This window comes from Bacillus sp. FSL R5-0416 (assembly GCF_037975425.1).
GTDB lineage: Bacteria > Bacillota > Bacilli > Bacillales > Bacillaceae > Bacillus > Bacillus subtilis.
Genome location: NZ_CP150252.1, coordinates 2,763,790 through 2,781,463, shown reverse-complemented (window position 1 = coordinate 2,781,463; position 17,674 = coordinate 2,763,790). Strand labels below are relative to the sequence as shown.

The window sequence follows — 17,674 nt, the reverse complement described above, 5'->3', positions numbered from 1 at the left end:
GCCCGCTCTTTTTTATGTGGAAGACCTGTTTCCCCTCATGTTCACGCCGAAAATCCCGCCCAGCATGCACACCCCTAAAAATCCCAGATGGAAGATCAGCTGTTCTGCTGTAAATGTCTTTCCGAATCCTAAATACTGAAACAATAAGATAATCAGAGAAAAACTTAAGGCAGTCAATGCTCCAATCATCCAGCCTCTTTCCTTGCCTTTCCCGCCTGAAATGAACCCGCCGATAAATAAAGAGAGAAATGAGATAGCTGTGATCAGCCAGTTAAATGATGATTCTTCCAGCGAGGTTGCGGTCAATAAAAGTGAAACCGCCAAACTTGTCAGGAGCATGGCTGCAAATATGGCGATTAAGCCGTAAAGAATGCCTTTTCCAACTTGTTTCGTCTCCTCCATGATTGTCTCCTTTCTGCCTGTATTAAAAGGCTTCTGTTCTTTTTGCACAAAGCCGTCAGACATGCTGATGGCTCGTCTTTGTAAAAATGTATTCCCTTATCCCATGAATTAGACGTAAAAGCTTTGTGAAATGCAATCGGTTTTTCTTACATAAATTGATCATTTTGTTGCAACCTATAATGAGTTGGAGGTGCATGATGGAAGAGCTTCTCACTATTGCGTTTCGCACAGTCGTATTGTATTTTGTGATATTGGTCATTTTTCGTCTCATGGGCAAGCGGGAGATCGGAGAGCTTAGTATATTAGATCTCGTTGTCTTTATCATGATGGCTGAAATTGCCGTTTTAGCCATAGAAAACGTAGACGATCATCTATTTCATACCATTTTGCCAATGCTTGTATTAATGATCATTCAAGTGACTTTGGCATACTTTTCTTTAAAAAACCGAAAAGTCCGCCAGCTTCTTGACGGTAAGCCGACCATAATTATCAAATATGGAAAAATTGACGAAGACGCCATGAAATCACAGCGTTATAATTTTGATGATTTAATGGTTCAGCTCAGAGAAAATAGCATCGACAGAGTAGCTGACGTATCATTTGCTATTTTAGAGCCGTCGGGCAAACTGACTATTGTTAAGAAAGAAAACAGCGGAGAGCATCGACAGCTCGAAATGCCGCTCATTATAGACGGCTTCATTCAAACAGAAAACCTGTCCAGAATCAGTAAAGATAAAAAATGGCTGCTCGAAAGTTTGCAAAAACACGGATACACAAACCCTTCAGATATTTCTTTTTGCTCGTTTACAGACGGAGAATTATTTATTGATGAAAAAGATGGGCACCGCCCGTAACCGTTATCGGACGATTAGACGTCCGATAATGGGAATGCGGCGAAGCTCATCTTTTTTAATTAAACGGAAAACGAGCAGGAGGATTATATAAATGGCGGCGCTCACCGCAATCCATCCGGCTAGATTGACAGCCTCAGATGCTCCAAAGCTTATATATTGTTTGATGGTGGAGCTGATAAATCCACAAATTACAATAACAGCGAAGCTGAGCGCATACTCCTTGATTTTGATGCTGATCGGCAACACTTTGCTTACGGTTGCTGCGTGCAATAGCGTGACGAGCACCATGCCTGTCACAATGGCTAATGCCGCGCCCATAATGCCAAGAGAAGGCCTTGTGGCAAGGACAAAAATAAGGCCTGTTTTGACAAGCGCTCCGATTAAGCTGTTCATCATCGCAGCTCCAGCCAAATTAAGCGCCTGCAGCACAGCTTGAAGCGGGCCTTGGAAATAATAAAGCAGAAAAAATGGGGCCATTACTTTTATAAATACAGCTGCGCCTGAGGAACCGTACATCACTCTCATCAGCTCATCTGCAAATACAAATAAAATAACAACTGAAATGCCTCCGCTGAGCAGACAGAGACGCATCGCCTGTTCCAAGCGGTATTCCACCACCTGCAATTTTTTCTGCTCCATTCCTTCACTGATCGCAGGAACAAGCGCGGTCGACAAAGAATATGTAATAAAGCTGGGCAGAGTCAGCAGCGTCATGGCAAAGCCGGTCAGTTCCCCGTATTGCTTTGTTGCGGCAACTGTTGCCACACCGGCGATGGCAAGGCTTTGAGCGACGACGATTGGCTCGAAAAACCAAGAGAGGTTTCCGATAAAGCGGCTCCCGGTTGTTGGAAGGGACACGCTCATTAATTGGGTAAAGGTTTGTTTTCCGTTTTTAATTGACTGGAAAAAATGCTTTCTGATTTTAATTGTCTTTTTATACTTAAAGCAAACGAATAAATAAAGAAGTGATGCCAGCTCCCCTGCCACTGAGGATAGCATTGCCCCCGCTGCAGCATATTCAATTCCGTAAGGGAGAAAAATCGTTGTGCAGACAGCCACGAGTGAAATGCGGACGACCTGTTCAAGGACTTGTGACATAGCAAGCGGGTTCATATTCTGTTTTCCTTGAAAGTATCCCCTCAGCACACTCGATATAGCAATAATCGGCACTACCGGCGTAATGGCCAGGAGCGGATACAGTGTTCGCTTATCTGTCAGCATCGTTTCAGCCATAACCGGGGCGAAAAACAGAAACAGCGGTGTAAAGATGAGGCTGAGCACTCCCGTGATGGTCAGAGACATGACTAAAATATTTTTCGTTTTTTGATGATCTCCGCGCGCACTGGCTTCAGCGACTAGCTTGCTGATCGCGACCGGCAGACCGAATTGAGTTAATGTAGTGGCCAAGAAGAAGGTAGGCGCCGCCATCATGTAAAGCCCGACTCCTTCTTCACCGATAAAACGGGCGATAACCACCCGGTTGACAAACCCGAGCATTCTTGTAACCATTCCTGCTGCGATAAGGATAAGAGTGCCCTTTAAAAACGTCTGTTTCGCCATTTTTACCCCCTGCCTTCTCAAACTACCTGGAATCATATACAATAAAGATATGCGTATATATCGTCCAAGCATGACAAGTCTTCTTGAAAAACAATAAAAAAGGAGCGTGGATTCGTGGAGAAGCATCCAGCCGATCTATATAAAGACCACGTCAGGCCGTTTCTTTACAGCAAACTGGAAGAGTTTAAGATTCTCGGGTATGATGATGTTGAACTCGAAAGTTTGTGGTCATACTTAACAGATAAGAAGTGGAAAAAGAAAACGGAACTGAACATTTATGAACTGGCGAGTGATATTTTATCAGTGAAAATTGGCGAATTTATGAACTATGCAACCGTTGAGTCATTTAAAACGTCTAATTGGCTGGGCAGTGAAGAGGGCCAGGAAGCATTGGAAGAACTGCTGAGATAGCAGGTTGATTCGCACAGGTTTAAGGGAGGATATACATAATGAAAAAAGGACGCTTGATTGCGTTTTTCCTTTTCGTTCTATTGATCGGCACGGGCTTGGGCTACTTTACGAAGCCTGCCGCTAACAATATTACGTTAGGATTGGATTTGCAAGGCGGATTTGAGGTGCTGTATGATGTACAGCCTGTAAAAAAAGGTGACAAAATCACAAAAGACGTTCTGGTCAGCACAGTAGAGGCATTGAACCGCCGGGCCAATGTTCTCGGTGTCAGCGAACCGAACATCCAAATTGAAGGGAATAACCGGATTCGCGTTCAGCTCGCTGGTGTGACAAACCAAAACAGAGCGCGTGAAATTTTGGCGACTGAAGCGCAGCTTTCTTTCAGAGATGCAAATGATAAGGAACTGTTAAACGGTGCTGATCTAGTCGAAAACGGCGCTAAACAAACTTATGACAGCACAACAAATGAGCCAATTGTCACGATTAAGCTGAAAGACGCTGATAAATTTGGTGAAGTGACCAAGAAGGTCATGAAAATGGCGCCAAACAACCAGCTTGTCATTTGGCTGGATTATGATAAAGGTGATTCCTTTAAGAAAGAAGTTCAAAAAGAGCATCCTAAATTTGTATCCGCTCCAAATGTAAGTCAGGAGCTAAATACAACTGATGTAAAAATTGAAGGTCATTTCACAGCTCAAGAAGCAAAAGATTTAGCCAGCATTTTAAACGCAGGCGCACTTCCTGTGAAACTGACTGAAAAGTATTCGACATCAGTAGGCGCACAATTCGGCCAGCAGGCTCTCCATGATACGGTGTTTGCCGGTATTGTCGGTATCGCAATTATTTTCTTATTTATGCTTTTCTATTACCGTCTGCCGGGATTAATCGCGGTGATTACGCTATCTGTTTATATCTACATTACACTCCAGATCTTTGACTGGATGAATGCCGTACTCACGCTTCCGGGAATTGCCGCTCTCATTTTAGGTGTCGGGATGGCTGTTGACGCCAACATTATTACCTATGAGCGGATTAAAGAAGAGCTCAAGCTAGGAAAGTCAGTCCGCTCTGCCTTCCGTTCAGGAAACAGACGGTCATTTGCGACGATTTTTGATGCGAATATTACAACCATTATTGCAGCGGTTGTGCTCTTTATCTTTGGGACAAGCTCTGTTAAAGGGTTTGCGACAATGCTGATCCTATCGATTTTGACAAGCTTTATCACTGCCGTTTTCTTATCGAGATTTCTCCTCGCTCTCCTTGTGGAAAGCAGATGGCTTGATCGGAAAAAAGGCTGGTTTGGTGTCAATAAGAAACATATCATGGATATTCAGGATACGGATGAAAATACAGAGCCGCATACGCCATTCCAAAAATGGGATTTCACGAGCAAACGCAAATACTTCTTTATTTTCTCCAGTGCAGTCACGGTTGCCGGGATTATTATCCTGCTTGTGTTCAGGCTGAATCTTGGCATTGACTTTGCTAGCGGTGCACGGATTGAAGTGCAAAGCGACCATAAGCTGACAACAGAGCAAGTTGAGAAGGATTTTGAATCTCTGGGTATGGACCCTGATACTGTAGTTCTGTCAGGCGAAAAGAGCAATATCGGTGTTGCCCGTTTTGTCGGGGTGCCAGATAAAGAAACCATAGCAAAAGTAAAAACGTATTTTAAAGACAAATACGGATCAGAGCCAAATGTCAGCACAGTTTCACCGACAGTCGGTAAGGAGCTGGCAAGAAATGCGCTGTACGCAGTTGCTATAGCTTCTATTGGCATCATTATTTACGTTTCAATCCGATTCGAATACAAAATGGCGATTGCTGCCATCGCCTCATTGCTATATGACGCATTCTTTATCGTCACGTTCTTCAGTATTACAAGGCTTGAGGTAGATGTTACGTTCATCGCGGCCATCTTGACAATAATCGGGTATTCCATTAACGATACAATCGTTACATTTGACAGGGTCCGCGAGCATATGAAAAAGCGCAAGCCGAAAACATTTGCCGATCTGAACCATATTGTAAACCTGAGCCTGCAGCAAACCTTTACACGTTCAATTAACACTGTATTAACTGTTGTGATTGTTGTTGTGACATTGCTGATCTTTGGAGCATCTTCTATTACTAACTTCTCAATTGCTTTATTGGTCGGGCTGTTAACAGGCGTTTATTCTTCTCTATACATTGCCGCACAAATTTGGCTTGCATGGAAAGGAAGAGAACTGAAAAAAGATTCGGCGCAATAAAAAATATCAGGCTGTCCTCTGCAGGGCAGCCTGTTTTTTGAAGTTTCATTGAACTTAAAATAGACATTTGCTATAATGACATACGCTTACATTTAAACGTATATATGGTGTTAAAAGTGTTTATGACTGGTTTTCAGATATGTAGGAGGGTTTATATATGAGGGTTCGCGAATCAGAGCTGCCGGGCATAGGACAAAAAGTTGAAATGATTACTAGAAACCGTGATAAAATTTCAATTATCATTCATCATGACGGACGAAGAGAGCTTTACTATTTTGACGAAAACGACCATGAGGAATGTGTTGCCTCCGTGCAGTTTGATGACGCTGAAGCAAGGCAAATGTCTGCAATTCTTGGCGGAATGGCATATAAACCGAAAGCGTTAGAACAGGTCGAGTCAGCCCTTGATGATTTGATTATAGAGTGGTGTAAAGCAGAGGCGGGAGCGCCTGCCATTCATCAGACGATTGGTGATTTGAATGTGGGTCAGGAATATCATGTAACGGTCATTGCAATTGTAAAAAAGAATCAGGATAAACAACTGAATCCGAGCTCTGAAACAGTCATTGACGAAGGCGATACACTTGTGATTTCCGGTGAGGGAACCGGACTGAAGAGGCTGATCTGGGAAAAATTAACAGCAAAGGGAGCTTAACCTAGTGTTAAGCCATGTTTAAAACCAGTCTTGATGGGGAAAGTTACCTCAATAAGAAGTTTGGGGGAAAAGAGAATGAATAAACAATGGACCATTATTTTCGCACTTATTTTCACCTTAATTGTCGCTATTTTCGCAGTCATTAATGTTCGATCCGTAGAAGTTGATTACCTGTTTGGAAGATCAGAATGGCCGCTCATTCTTGTTATTTTGGGCTCAGTTTTAATGGGAGCGCTGATCGTATTTTCTGTCGGCATTTTTCAGGTAATGAAATTGAAGCGGGAAATAAAAACCTTGCGGAAAGAAAATAGAACAGCAATACATAAACAAGAGGATACTCATCTTGCTGATCAGACTGACACACAGGATGCATCAGCCATGATTGAGAAAAAAGACTAGTTTTCGAATATTATTTGAAACCCCTCAGCCTGCTCTAGTATAATAGGGTGGTTGAGGGGTGAATTTATGTTAGCGTCAAAAATGCGATGGGAAATCCAGCGACCAGATCAGGATAAGGTCAAATCACTCACAGAACAATTGCATATAACACCTCTTGTTGCGTCCCTGCTTGTAAAAAGAGGCTTTGATACGGCAGAAAGCGCTAGGCTGTTTTTACATACAAAGGATGCCGATTTTTATGATCCTTTTGAAATGAAAGGCATGAAAGAAGCGGCAGAACGAATAAAACAGGCGATTTCACAACAAGAAAAGATTATGATATATGGCGATTATGACGCCGATGGGGTTACAAGTACGTCAGTAATGCTTCACACGCTGCAAAAACTGTCGGCTCAAGTTGATTTTTATATACCTGACCGTTTTAAAGAAGGATATGGACCTAATGAACAGGCGTTTCGTTCGATTAAAGAACGGGGCTTCTCTTTGATCATTACGGTTGATACAGGAATTGCCGCTGTGCATGAAGCGAAGGTGGCAAAGGAACTCGGACTGGATGTCATCATTACTGATCATCATGAACCGGGACCGGAGCTTCCGGATGTCCATGCGATCGTCCACCCGAAGCAACCTGGATGCACTTACCCGTTTAAGGAGCTTGCCGGGGTTGGAGTCGCGTTTAAGCTTGCCCACGCTCTATTGGGTGAACTTCCTGATGAACTGCTTGACCTGGCGGCTATCGGCACCATTGCCGATCTAGTCCCGCTGCATGACGAAAACAGATTAATTGCAACACTAGGACTTGAAAGGCTTCGACGGACAAATCGGCTCGGCTTAAAAGAGCTGATTAAGCTGTCAGGCGGAGACATCGGAGAAGCGAACGAAGAAACAGTCGGATTTCAGCTCGCACCAAGGCTGAATGCCGTTGGAAGAATCGAACAGGCGGATCCCGCTGTTCATTTGCTTATGTCAGAGGATTCGTTTGAAGCGGAAGAGCTTGCCGCAGAAATTGACCAGCTGAACAAAGAGCGCCAAAAAATGGTCAGCAAAATGACGAATGAAGCGATTGAAATGGTTGAACAGCAAGGGCTCGATCAAACTGCAATTGTCGTGGCCAAAGCCGGATGGAACCCGGGAGTCGTCGGGATTGTGGCTTCAAAGCTTGTGGACCGTTTCTACCGACCGGCCATTGTTCTTGGTATTGATGAAGAAAAGGGAATCGCTAAAGGTTCGGCCCGAAGCATCAGAGGATTTAATTTATTTGAGAGCCTTTCTGAATGCAGAGATATTCTTCCTCATTTCGGCGGCCATCCAATGGCTGCGGGGATGACGCTGAAAGCCGAAGATGTGCCGGATTTGCGAAGCAGGCTGAATGAAATAGCGGACAATACGCTTACGGAAGAGGATTTTATTCCCGTACAGGAAGTCGACCTTGTCTGCGGCGTCGAGGACATTACAGTTGAAAGCATCGCAGAAATGAACATGCTGTCTCCTTTTGGCATGCTTAACCCGAAACCGCACGTTCTCGTAGAAAACGCAGTACTGGAAGATGTCCGCAAGATAGGGGCAAATAAAACTCATGTCAAAATGACGATCAGAAACGAGTCGTCCCAGCTTGATTGCGTCGGTTTTAATAAAGGCGAGCTTCAAGAAGGCATCGTACCGGGTTCAAGAATTTCCATTGTCGGTGAGATGTCAATCAACGAATGGAACAATCGAAAAAAGCCGCAGCTTATGATAAAGGATGCCGCTGTTTCTGAATGGCAGCTGTTTGATTTAAGGGGAAAACGGACGTGGGAAGACACAGTTTCCGCCCTTCCATCTGCTAAACGGGCCATTGTCTCTTTCAAAGAAGACTCAACAACATTACTTCAAACTGAAGACCTTCGCCGAGAAGTGCACGTCATCAGTTCTAAAGATCAAGCAAAGGCGTTTGACCTCGATGGTGCATATATTGTATTACTGGATCCGCCGCCTTCGCTGGACATGCTCGCCCGTTTGCTGGAAGGCAAGGCGCCTGAGCGGATATATTTTATTTTTCTCAATCATGAGGACCACTTTTTATCAACTTTTCCCGCAAGAGACCACTTTAAATGGTATTATGCGTTCTTGCTGAAAAGAGGCGCTTTTGACGTGAAAAAACACGGTTCAGAGCTTGCAAAACATAAAGGCTGGTCCGTTGAAACAATCAATTTCATGACAAAGGTGTTTTTTGATCTCGGTTTTGTTAAAATAGAGAATGGTGTGCTGTCTGTTGTGAGCGGAGCAAAGAAACGCGACTTAACAGACTCACAAACATATCAGGCGAAACAGCAGCTGATGGAACTGGATCAAAAGCTGAATTATTCTTCTGCTGAAGAGCTGAAGGAATGGCTGAATAAGCTGATGAAACAAGATTCAGAGGCTTATGAAAGTACGAGGAGGACATAAAACAGATGGATTTAAAACAATACGTAACAATTGTACCGGATTACCCGAAAGAGGGCGTGCAATTTAAAGATATTACGACACTGATGGATAAAGGCGATGTATACCGCTATGCCACAGATCAAATTGTTGAATATGCGAAAGAAAAGCAAATTGATTTGGTCGTTGGCCCTGAAGCGCGCGGCTTTATTATCGGCTGTCCCGTTGCTTACGCGCTTGGCGTAGGTTTTGCGCCGGTCCGCAAAGAAGGCAAGTTGCCTCGTGAAGTAATCAAAGTGGATTATGGCTTGGAATACGGAAAAGACGTATTAACGATCCACAAAGATGCGATTAAGCCTGGTCAGCGTGTGCTTATTACGGATGACCTGCTTGCGACAGGCGGCACAATTGAAGCGACAATCAAACTTGTTGAAGAACTTGGCGGCGTTGTTGCTGGTATCGCTTTCTTAATCGAGCTTTCTTACCTTGACGGCAGAAATAAGCTCGAAGATTACGACATCTTAACATTGATGAAATACTAAGGATAACCGCATAACGAAAAAGCACTCCATGTCAGGGTGCTTTTTTCCTATTGTTTTGCATTTATTTTATATAATATTTGGCTATTTGAACTTCTGCTCTTTACATCTTTCGTTTTTTTCTTGATAATAAACTACAATACAGTTTACATTTTAAAAAAGGTGATTCCATGGCGAACGAACAAGTATTGACTGCCGAGCAAGTTATAGATAAAGCGCGCAGCTATCTATCTGATGAGCATATCGCATTTGTCGAAAAAGCATATCTGTACGCTGAAGATGCTCATCGCGAGCAATACCGCAAATCGGGCGAGCCATATATTATTCATCCGATTCAGGTTGCGGGGATTCTCGTCGATCTTGAAATGGACCCTTCCACAATCGCGGGCGGATTTTTGCACGATGTCGTGGAAGATACAGATGTGACGCTCGATGACCTGAAAGAAGCATTTTCCGAAGAAGTGGCAATGCTTGTAGACGGCGTAACGAAACTCGGCAAAATTAAATATAAATCTCAAGAGGAACAGCAGGCGGAAAATCATCGCAAAATGTTTGTCGCTATGGCTCAAGATATCAGGGTCATATTGATCAAGCTGGCGGATCGTCTTCACAATATGCGGACACTGAAACATCTGCCTCAGGAAAAACAGCGGAGAATCTCCAATGAAACGCTGGAAATTTTTGCTCCTTTGGCGCATCGTCTCGGGATTTCAAAAATTAAGTGGGAATTGGAAGATACGGCGCTCCGTTATTTGAACCCTCAACAATATTACAGAATTGTCAACCTCATGAAGAAGAAACGTGCAGAACGTGAGCTTTATGTTGATGAGGTTGTCAATGAAGTGAAGAAACGTGTCGAAGAAGTAAATATCAAGGCTGACTTCTCGGGACGCCCGAAACATATTTACAGCATTTATCGAAAAATGGTGCTGCAAAATAAGCAATTCAATGAAATTTACGATTTGCTGGCTGTCCGTATTCTTGTGAACAGCATAAAGGACTGCTACGCGGTGCTTGGCATCATTCACACATGCTGGAAACCGATGCCCGGCAGATTCAAAGATTATATCGCAATGCCGAAGCCGAATATGTATCAATCGCTTCATACAACGGTTATTGGGCCTAAAGGCGATCCGCTTGAAGTGCAGATCCGCACCTTTGAAATGCATGAAATAGCGGAATACGGGGTTGCGGCTCACTGGGCTTATAAAGAAGGAAAAGCAGCCAATGAAGGTGCAACCTTTGAGAAAAAGCTTTCTTGGTTCCGTGAAATTTTAGAATTTCAAAATGAATCGACAGATGCAGAAGAATTTATGGAATCGCTCAAAATTGATTTGTTCTCTGATATGGTGTATGTCTTTACGCCAAAAGGAGATGTAATCGAGCTTCCGTCCGGTTCTGTTCCGATTGATTTTTCTTACCGGATTCACTCTGAAATCGGCAATAAAACAATCGGTGCCAAAGTAAACGGAAAAATGGTTACGCTTGACCATAAGCTTCGGACAGGTGATATCGTTGAAATTCTCACCTCTAAGCATTCCTACGGTCCGAGCCAGGATTGGGTGAAGCTTGCCCAAACATCCCAAGCGAAGCATAAAATCCGTCAATTCTTTAAGAAACAGCGGCGTGAAGAAAATGTCGAAAAAGGCCGTGAGTTGGTCGAAAAAGAAATTAAAAACCTGGATTTTGAATTGAAGGATGTTTTAACGCCGGAGAATATTCAAAAGGTTGCTGACAAATTTAATTTCTCAAATGAAGAGGATATGTACGCGGCGGTCGGTTACAACGGCATTACGGCTCTGCAGGTGGCGAACCGCCTAACAGAAAAAGAGAGAAAGCAGCGCGATCAGGAAGAACAGGAAAAGATCGTTCAGGAAGTTACTGGGGAACCTAAGCCGTACCCGCAAGGAAGAAAACGGGAAGCTGGCGTTCGTGTCAAGGGCATCGACAACCTCCTTGTCCGTTTATCAAAATGCTGCAATCCTGTGCCAGGTGATGATATTGTCGGCTTTATCACAAAAGGCAGAGGGGTTTCGGTCCATCGCGAAGACTGTCCGAATGTCAAAACGAATGAAGCCCAAGAGCGGCTGATCCCGGTAGAGTGGGAGCATGAGTCACAGGTTCAAAAGCGCAAGGAATACAATGTTGAGATAGAGATTCTTGGGTATGACCGCCGCGGATTGCTGAACGAGGTGCTGCAGGCAGTGAATGAAACGAAAACAAATATTTCATCTGTCTCTGGCAAATCGGATCGCAATAAAGTGGCAACCATTCATATGGCGATTTTTATTCAGAATATCAATCACTTGCACAAAGTCGTCGAGCGTATTAAACAGATTAGAGATATCTACTCTGTGCGCCGCGTCATGAACTAAAGGGGTTAGAAAATGAGATTAGTTGTTCAGCGAGTAACAGAAGCAAGCGTTACAGTGGACGAAGAGGTCGTCGGCCAAATTGGACAAGGCCTCATGGTGCTGGTCGGCATCACTCATGATGATACAGAAGATGATGCAGCTTATTTAGCCGATAAAGTTGTCAATCTCCGTATTTTCGATGACAGTGAAGGAAAAATGAATCTGTCTCTTGTAGATATAGGAGGAGAGATTTTATCCGTCTCACAGTTTACGCTTTATGGAGATACGAAAAAAGGGCGCCGGCCGAACTACATGAACGCGGCCAAACCTGATAAAGCTTTAGGTCTTTATGAAAAATGGAATGACCTGCTTCGTGAAAAAGGAATCAAAGTGGAGACCGGAACGTTTGGAGCAATGATGGATGTTCAGCTTACAAACTCCGGACCGGTTACGCTCATTATGGATTCAAAATAAAAAAAGCTGCCAAAAGGCAGCTTTTTTTATTGGAAGTATTTCTCTAATCCGCTTTCGATCCCATCTGTTACTTTTTCTTGGTATGAATTGCTATGTACAATGGCTTCTTCCTGCGGATGGCTTACATATCCCAGCTCGTACAGCATAGCGGGCTGTCTGTTTTCCCGGAGCACATAATAATCTCCGAATAATACGCCGCGGTCTGGAATGGAAGAACGCTTCACCACTTCTGAGTGGACATCTGATGCGAGTTCCTGATCTTTGGCAGGACTGTAGTAATATGCTGTACTGCCTCTTGTAGAGGTATCCGCATAGCTGTCATAATGAATGCTGATAAAGGCGTCAGCGTTGCGGTAGTGAGACGTAGAGACCCGTGACTGCAGGCTGACAAAGGTATCATCCTGGCGTGTCACATATACATCCGCGCCAGCCGATCTAAGTTTGCTGGCGAGCAGTTTTGCCGTTTTGATCGTCAGGTTTTTCTCGAATTTCCCCGAATACCCGATCGTTCCGCTGTCTTTTCCTCCATGTCCCGGGTCAACAATAATCGTTTTATTGTTTAGAGAGCCGTTTCCAGACGGGGAATCAGAGACTGGCGGTTCACCTGCTTCTTCTGCGCTTTTAGACGTTTGGACCACCCAATTGGCTACATAAGCAGTTTGCCCGTTATCAAGCTTTATTTCATACCAGCTTCCCTTTGAACCGGTAATGGTGTATGAATCTCCTTTGGCAGCGCGCTCAACGATCGAAGCTGATGTTGACGCATCACTTCTTAGATTCGTTCCTCCGTACATGATATAGGCTTTTTTAGCGGAGGATGAACTGCCGGCATTTGCTGAATCATCAGCTGGAACAGAACTAGTCAAAAGGTAATGGCTTGCAACCCAGCCTTTTAGCCCGTTCACCTCAATGTGAGCCCAGCCATTTTTCTCGTTGAGAACCGTCAGTTTCGTTCCGCGATCAAGTTTTGTTATAATTGCCGCGTCATGTGAGGCGGAGGCTCTTACATTTAGCGAAGAAACACCGACTGTGCCCGTCGTTGACGCACCGGAATCCTCGGTTTGGTCACTCTCATCAGACGCTGAACTGCTGCCTCCTGATGTGACATATTCAGATGATACCCACCCGGTGGCACTGTGATAGGATATCTTGATCCAGCCCGAATCTTTATCAATGACAGATGCTTGGCTGCCTTGCGGGAATTTGCCGATGACTTCGTAGGAAGTGCCCGGGCCGCTTCTCATCCGCAGATCGGGGTCTGTTGATGTCACAGTGTCACTGCTTCCTGAGGAGCTTGTGCTGGCCTGGTCTTCCTTTGTAATAAGCCAGGAGACTACCCAGCCCTTTTCTCCGGAACCAAGCTGTATCTGCACCCAGTCTCCATCTTCCTTTAAAATTGGATAGCGTTCTCCCTTTTTTACTTCCGCTGTAATGCCGTAGCTAAGCCCAGGGCCGCTTCTGACGTTCATTTCATCTGTTGCGATGACCGCTTCTCCTTGAGCAGCTGTAACGAATGAAGAGGTCGGGAATAGCGCTGCGGTGAAAATAATACATACAATAAGGACAAAGTATTTCTTGTTCATTGTGTCCTCCTTTCTGATGATCATTAAAAAAGCATTCTTGTTTAATATCGTAAAGTCCTTTCTGATTTTTAAATAAAAATAAAATGATTTGTTTATACTAAGCGTAAATACAATCAAAAAGGTGTGCAAATCATGAAATATCATCCAAAAATGGGACGTGCATTTCACGACGGTGAAGCGAATCTGCATTACAGCGATCACGCAGATCCCGATACGACTGGTTATCTTACGGAAACAGCATCTGAATTTGGTCTTATGTCCAAAGAAGCAGCGCTGAGGAAAAACAACCGGAATAAAGCTTGACAGAGAACCCCAATCCCATTATTATAATAGAAATTGAGTACATAGCAAATGATGAAAGATTTGAACCAATAATGGAGAAGAGTAGGTCAGATTGCATGATTAGAGAGGAACCCGCCCCAGGCTGAAAGCGGATCCCATTGCGTCTTTCTCGAAACAACACTCCGGAGGTTTCCTGCTGAACGCGTGAATAACGCCATTAGGCAGTGAACGTGAACCTGCGTTAAAGGATCGAGCGGGAATATGAACGTATTCCAACTAGGGTGGCACCACGGGTATAACTCTCGTCCCTACTATCATGTATAGTAGGGGCGAGAGTTTTTTTCATTTTCATCATTAACGATCATTGGATATTTTATAAGGAATACATAAGGAGGTCTACCTATGGGATATAACATTCCGAGAGGAACACAGGATATTCTGCCTGGAGAATCAGATCGCTGGCAGTATGTTGAACAAATTATGAGAGACACTTGCCGCACTTATCAATATAAAGAAATCCGCACACCGATTTTTGAGCATACAGAACTGTTTGCCAGAGGCGTCGGGGAATCAACGGATATCGTACAAAAAGAAATGTATACCTTCGAGGACCGCAAAGGCAGAAGCCTGACGCTTCGTCCGGAGGGAACAGCTGCTGCGGTTCGCGCTTTTAATGAAAACAAGCTGTTCGCAAATCCTGTACAGCCGACAAAGCTTTATTATGTCGGGCCGATGTTCCGTTATGAACGTCCTCAGACGGGCCGTTACCGCCAGTTTTATCAGTTTGGAATTGAAGCGATTGGTTCGAAAGACCCTGCAATCGACGCTGAAGTAATGGCGCTTGCGATGAGTATTTATGAAAAAGCAGGTTTAGAAAACGTTAAGCTTGTCATAAACAGTCTCGGCGATCAAGATAGCCGCAAAAGCTACAGAGAAGCGCTTGTGAAACACTTCGAGCCTCGCATCGAAGAATTTTGTTCAGACTGCCAGTCCCGGCTGCACACGAACCCGCTTAGAATCTTGGACTGCAAAAAAGACCGGGATCATGAGCTGATGAAATCGGCACCTTCGATTTTGACATATTTAAATGAAGAATCAGCCGCTTATTTTGACAAAGTGAAACAATACTTAAATGATCTTGGCATTTCGTATGAAATCGATCCGAACCTTGTGAGAGGGCTGGATTATTACAACCACACCGCATTTGAAATTATGAGCAATGCGGAAGGCTTTGGCGCGATTACGACACTTGCCGGCGGCGGACGCTACGACGGGCTTGTCGAACAGATCGGCGGACCTGAAGCACCGGGCATCGGATTTGCGATGAGCATCGAACGCTTGCTTGCCGCAATTGATGCTGAAAAAAGAGAGCTGCCTGTTGATAAGGGAATCGACTGCTATATCGTCACACTCGGCGAAAAAGCAAAGGATTATTCTGTTTCATTGGTGTACAAACTGAGAGAAGCAGGCATTTCCAGTGAAATCGATTATGAAAATAAGAAAATGAAAGGCCAGTTTAAAACAGCTGATCGCTTAAATGCCAGATTTATTGCGATTTTGGGTGAAGATGAGCTTGCCCAAAACAAAATCAATGTAAAGGATGCACAGACGGGCGAACAGATTGAAGTGGCACTTGATGAATTTATACATGTGATGAAGGCAAACCAAAAGGGATAAGGAGTGAAACGCATTGTTTGGAAGAACATATTATTGCGGTGATATAACTGAAAAAGCAATTGGCGAATCTGTAACGCTGAAAGGCTGGGTCCAAAAAAGACGAGACCTCGGCGGATTGATTTTTATTGACTTGCGTGACCGTACGGGAATTGTTCAAGTCGTTTTCAACCCCGATGTGTCAAAAGAAGCGCTTGCTGTTGCGGAAGGCATCAGAAATGAATACGTGCTTGATGTTCAAGGAAAAGTAGTGGCGCGGGAAGAAGGAACAGTCAATCCGAATTTGAAGACAGGTGCGATCGAAATTCACGCTGACGGAGTGACAGTACTAAGTGCTGCAAAGACGCCTCCATTTGCGATTTCTGATCAAGCAGAAGAAGTGTCAGAGGACGTTCGTTTAAAACACCGTTACTTAGATTTGCGCAGACCGGCTATGTTTCAAACGATGCAGATGCGTCATAATGTGACGAAAGCTGTCCGCAGCTTTTTAGATGAAAACGGGTTTCTTGATATTGAAACGCCGATTTTAACAAAAAGCACGCCTGAAGGCGCACGTGACTACTTGGTGCCGAGCCGTGTGCACGAAGGTGAGTTCTACGCGCTGCCGCAGTCTCCGCAGCTATTTAAACAGCTTCTGATGGTATCAGGCATTGAACGGTATTATCAGATTGCCCGCTGTTTCCGTGATGAAGACTTGCGTGCGGACCGCCAGCCTGAGTTCACGCAAATTGATATTGAAATGTCCTTTATGAGCCAGGAAGACATTATGTCATTGGCTGAGGATATGATGGCAAAGATTATGCGTGAAACAAAAGGCGTGGAAATTAAGCTTCCTCTTCCTCGAATGACGTATGACGAAGCAATGAACAAGTACGGTTCTGATAAACCTGATACGCGTTTTGACATGCTTTTGACAGATGTGTCTGACATTGTGAAGGATACGGAATTTAAAGTATTCTCATCAGCTGTAGCAAACGGCGGTGTGGTCAAAGCCATCAACGTAAAAGGCGGTGCCGGCGATTACTCCAGAAAAGACATCGATGCTCTTGGCGCTTTTGCTGCAAACTATGGGGCGAAAGGACTTGCCTGGGTGAAAGTTGAAGCAGACGGAGTGAAAGGACCGATCGCTAAATTCTTTGATGAAGAAAAGCAGTCTAAGCTGATTGAAGCACTTGATGCTGCTGAAGGTGATTTGTTGCTGTTCGGAGCGGATCAATTTGAAGTTGTGGCCGCATCACTCGGCGCGCTGCGTTTAAAGCTTGGGAAAGAGCGCGGGCTGATTGACGAAAACCTGTTCAATTTCTTATGGGTCATTGACTGGCCGCTATTAGAGCATGATCCGGAAGAAGGCCGTTTTTACGCAGCGCACCATCCGTTCACAATGCCTGTCCGAGAAGACCTTGAGCTGATTGAAACAGCGCCTGAAGACATGAAAGCACAAGCCTATGACCTCGTCTTAAACGGCTATGAGCTTGGCGGCGGTTCAATCCGTATTTTCGAAAAGGATATTCAGGAAAAAATGTTTGCGCTTCTCGGCTTCTCACCAGAAGAAGCGGCTGAACAGTTCGGATTCCTGCTGGAAGCATTTGAATACGGCGCTCCTCCGCACGGCGGAATCGCACTTGGCTTAGACCGTCTCGTTATGCTTCTCGCAGGACGTACGAACCTGAGAGATACGATTGCATTCCCGAAAACGGCAAGTGCAAGCTGCCTGATGACAGAGGCGCCTGGAGAAGTAAGTGACGCTCAGCTTGACGAGCTTCATCTTTCTATCAAGAAAAAAGTTAAGAACTGAATGTGCAGTTCGATTCTTGAAAATCAAAATCGTCTGT

The 17,674-nt window shown here is 44.4% G+C and carries 15 protein-coding genes and 1 other annotated feature; of the genes, 12 read left to right on the top strand and 3 right to left on the bottom strand.

What is annotated here, in order from left to right:
* Positions 1 to 12: 12 nt before the first annotated feature.
* Positions 13 to 402 (bottom strand): TIGR04086 family membrane protein, encoded by a 390-nt coding sequence (locus tag NYE20_RS14840; RefSeq protein ID WP_031315243.1) that lies wholly within the window; start codon positions 400 to 402, stop codon positions 13 to 15.
* A gap of 197 nt (positions 403 to 599) precedes the next feature.
* Here NYE20_RS14840 and NYE20_RS14835 point away from each other — a divergent pair, with 197 nt between their 5' ends.
* Positions 600 to 1,256 carry a DUF421 domain-containing protein gene (locus NYE20_RS14835; RefSeq protein ID WP_021480225.1) on the top strand — a complete coding sequence of 219 codons (657 nt, stop codon included), beginning with the start codon at positions 600 to 602 and terminating at the stop codon, positions 1,254 to 1,256.
* A 3-nt stretch (positions 1,257 to 1,259) separates the two neighbouring features.
* On the opposite strand, the gene spoVB is transcribed toward NYE20_RS14835, so the two are convergent.
* Positions 1,260 to 2,816: a stage V sporulation protein B gene (gene spoVB / locus NYE20_RS14830; RefSeq protein WP_101502140.1), complete on the bottom strand. Its 1,557-nt coding sequence runs from the start codon at positions 2,814 to 2,816 to the stop codon at positions 1,260 to 1,262.
* A gap of 114 nt (positions 2,817 to 2,930) precedes the next feature.
* Between spoVB and comN the strand changes: the two genes are divergently transcribed.
* The 8 genes from comN (at position 2,931) to dtd (ending at position 12,303) form a co-directional block, all read left to right on the top strand.
* Positions 2,931 to 3,227, top strand: coding sequence for a post-transcriptional regulator ComN (comN, locus tag NYE20_RS14825; protein WP_003229735.1), 297 nt, complete (start codon positions 2,931 to 2,933; stop codon positions 3,225 to 3,227).
* Between the two features lie 38 nt (positions 3,228 to 3,265).
* Positions 3,266 to 5,479: a protein translocase subunit SecDF gene (secDF, locus tag NYE20_RS14820; RefSeq protein ID WP_015251564.1), complete on the top strand. Its 2,214-nt coding sequence runs from the start codon at positions 3,266 to 3,268 to the stop codon at positions 5,477 to 5,479.
* A gap of 157 nt (positions 5,480 to 5,636) precedes the next feature.
* Complete coding sequence (locus tag NYE20_RS14815) at positions 5,637 to 6,134, top strand: cation:proton antiporter regulatory subunit (protein WP_015714441.1); 498 nt, start codon at positions 5,637 to 5,639, stop codon at positions 6,132 to 6,134.
* A 75-nt stretch (positions 6,135 to 6,209) separates the two neighbouring features.
* Positions 6,210 to 6,533 carry a lipopolysaccharide assembly LapA domain-containing protein gene (locus NYE20_RS14810; RefSeq protein ID WP_003229740.1) on the top strand — a complete coding sequence of 108 codons (324 nt, stop codon included), beginning with the start codon at positions 6,210 to 6,212 and terminating at the stop codon, positions 6,531 to 6,533.
* A 66-nt stretch (positions 6,534 to 6,599) separates the two neighbouring features.
* Entirely contained in the window at positions 6,600 to 8,960 is a 2,361-nt protein-coding gene (gene recJ, locus NYE20_RS14805; RefSeq protein ID WP_161621710.1) for a single-stranded-DNA-specific exonuclease RecJ, read from the top strand.
* A 5-nt stretch (positions 8,961 to 8,965) separates the two neighbouring features.
* Complete coding sequence (locus tag NYE20_RS14800; protein WP_003229745.1) at positions 8,966 to 9,478, top strand: adenine phosphoribosyltransferase; 513 nt, start codon at positions 8,966 to 8,968, stop codon at positions 9,476 to 9,478.
* 167 nt (positions 9,479 to 9,645) lie between these two features.
* Positions 9,646 to 11,850: a GTP diphosphokinase gene (relA, locus tag NYE20_RS14795; RefSeq protein ID WP_003229747.1), complete on the top strand. Its 2,205-nt coding sequence runs from the start codon at positions 9,646 to 9,648 to the stop codon at positions 11,848 to 11,850.
* Positions 11,851 to 11,862: 12 nt separating this feature from the next.
* The gene (gene dtd, locus NYE20_RS14790) at positions 11,863 to 12,303 is read left to right on the top strand and encodes a D-aminoacyl-tRNA deacylase (RefSeq protein WP_004398689.1); all 441 of its coding nucleotides are present in this window, start codon (positions 11,863 to 11,865) and stop codon (positions 12,301 to 12,303) included.
* 26 nt (positions 12,304 to 12,329) lie between these two features.
* Here dtd and NYE20_RS14785 read toward each other — a convergent pair whose 3' ends face one another.
* Positions 12,330 to 13,886 carry an SH3 domain-containing protein gene (locus NYE20_RS14785; RefSeq protein WP_124072895.1) on the bottom strand — a complete coding sequence of 519 codons (1,557 nt, stop codon included), beginning with the start codon at positions 13,884 to 13,886 and terminating at the stop codon, positions 12,330 to 12,332.
* Between the two features lie 132 nt (positions 13,887 to 14,018).
* Between NYE20_RS14785 and NYE20_RS14780 the strand changes: the two genes are divergently transcribed.
* The 3 genes from NYE20_RS14780 (at position 14,019) to aspS (ending at position 17,637) form a co-directional block, all read left to right on the top strand.
* Positions 14,019 to 14,189: a YrzK family protein gene (locus NYE20_RS14780; RefSeq protein ID WP_004399157.1), complete on the top strand. Its 171-nt coding sequence runs from the start codon at positions 14,019 to 14,021 to the stop codon at positions 14,187 to 14,189.
* 59 nt (positions 14,190 to 14,248) lie between these two features.
* Positions 14,249 to 14,481, top strand: a binding site (T-box leader).
* Between the two features lie 89 nt (positions 14,482 to 14,570).
* A complete protein-coding gene (hisS, locus tag NYE20_RS14775) occupies positions 14,571 to 15,845 on the top strand; it encodes a histidine--tRNA ligase (protein WP_014480430.1) in 1,275 nt (424 codons plus the stop codon).
* Between the two features lie 13 nt (positions 15,846 to 15,858).
* Positions 15,859 to 17,637 carry an aspartate--tRNA ligase gene (gene aspS, locus NYE20_RS14770; protein WP_015714438.1) on the top strand — a complete coding sequence of 593 codons (1,779 nt, stop codon included), beginning with the start codon at positions 15,859 to 15,861 and terminating at the stop codon, positions 17,635 to 17,637.
* The last annotated feature ends 37 nt before the right edge of the window (positions 17,638 to 17,674 follow it).

Coding starts and splice junctions, on each gene's coding strand:
- secDF (WP_015251564.1), top strand. CDS start 3,266: ATGAAAAAAGGACGCTTGATTGCGTTTTTCCTTTTCGTTCTATTGATC.
- NYE20_RS14800 (WP_003229745.1), top strand. CDS start 8,966: ATGGATTTAAAACAATACGTAACAATTGTACCGGATTACCCGAAAGAG.
- spoVB (WP_101502140.1), bottom strand. CDS start 2,816: ATGGCGAAACAGACGTTTTTAAAGGGCACTCTTATCCTTATCGCAGCA.
- NYE20_RS14835 (WP_021480225.1), top strand. CDS start 600: ATGGAAGAGCTTCTCACTATTGCGTTTCGCACAGTCGTATTGTATTTT.
- NYE20_RS14785 (WP_124072895.1), bottom strand. CDS start 13,886: ATGAACAAGAAATACTTTGTCCTTATTGTATGTATTATTTTCACCGCA.
- NYE20_RS14810 (WP_003229740.1), top strand. CDS start 6,210: ATGAATAAACAATGGACCATTATTTTCGCACTTATTTTCACCTTAATT.
- recJ (WP_161621710.1), top strand. CDS start 6,600: ATGTTAGCGTCAAAAATGCGATGGGAAATCCAGCGACCAGATCAGGAT.
- relA (WP_003229747.1), top strand. CDS start 9,646: ATGGCGAACGAACAAGTATTGACTGCCGAGCAAGTTATAGATAAAGCG.
- hisS (WP_014480430.1), top strand. CDS start 14,571: ATGGGATATAACATTCCGAGAGGAACACAGGATATTCTGCCTGGAGAA.
- NYE20_RS14780 (WP_004399157.1), top strand. CDS start 14,019: ATGAAATATCATCCAAAAATGGGACGTGCATTTCACGACGGTGAAGCG.
- NYE20_RS14840 (WP_031315243.1), bottom strand. CDS start 402: ATGGAGGAGACGAAACAAGTTGGAAAAGGCATTCTTTACGGCTTAATC.
- dtd (WP_004398689.1), top strand. CDS start 11,863: ATGAGATTAGTTGTTCAGCGAGTAACAGAAGCAAGCGTTACAGTGGAC.
- NYE20_RS14815 (WP_015714441.1), top strand. CDS start 5,637: ATGAGGGTTCGCGAATCAGAGCTGCCGGGCATAGGACAAAAAGTTGAA.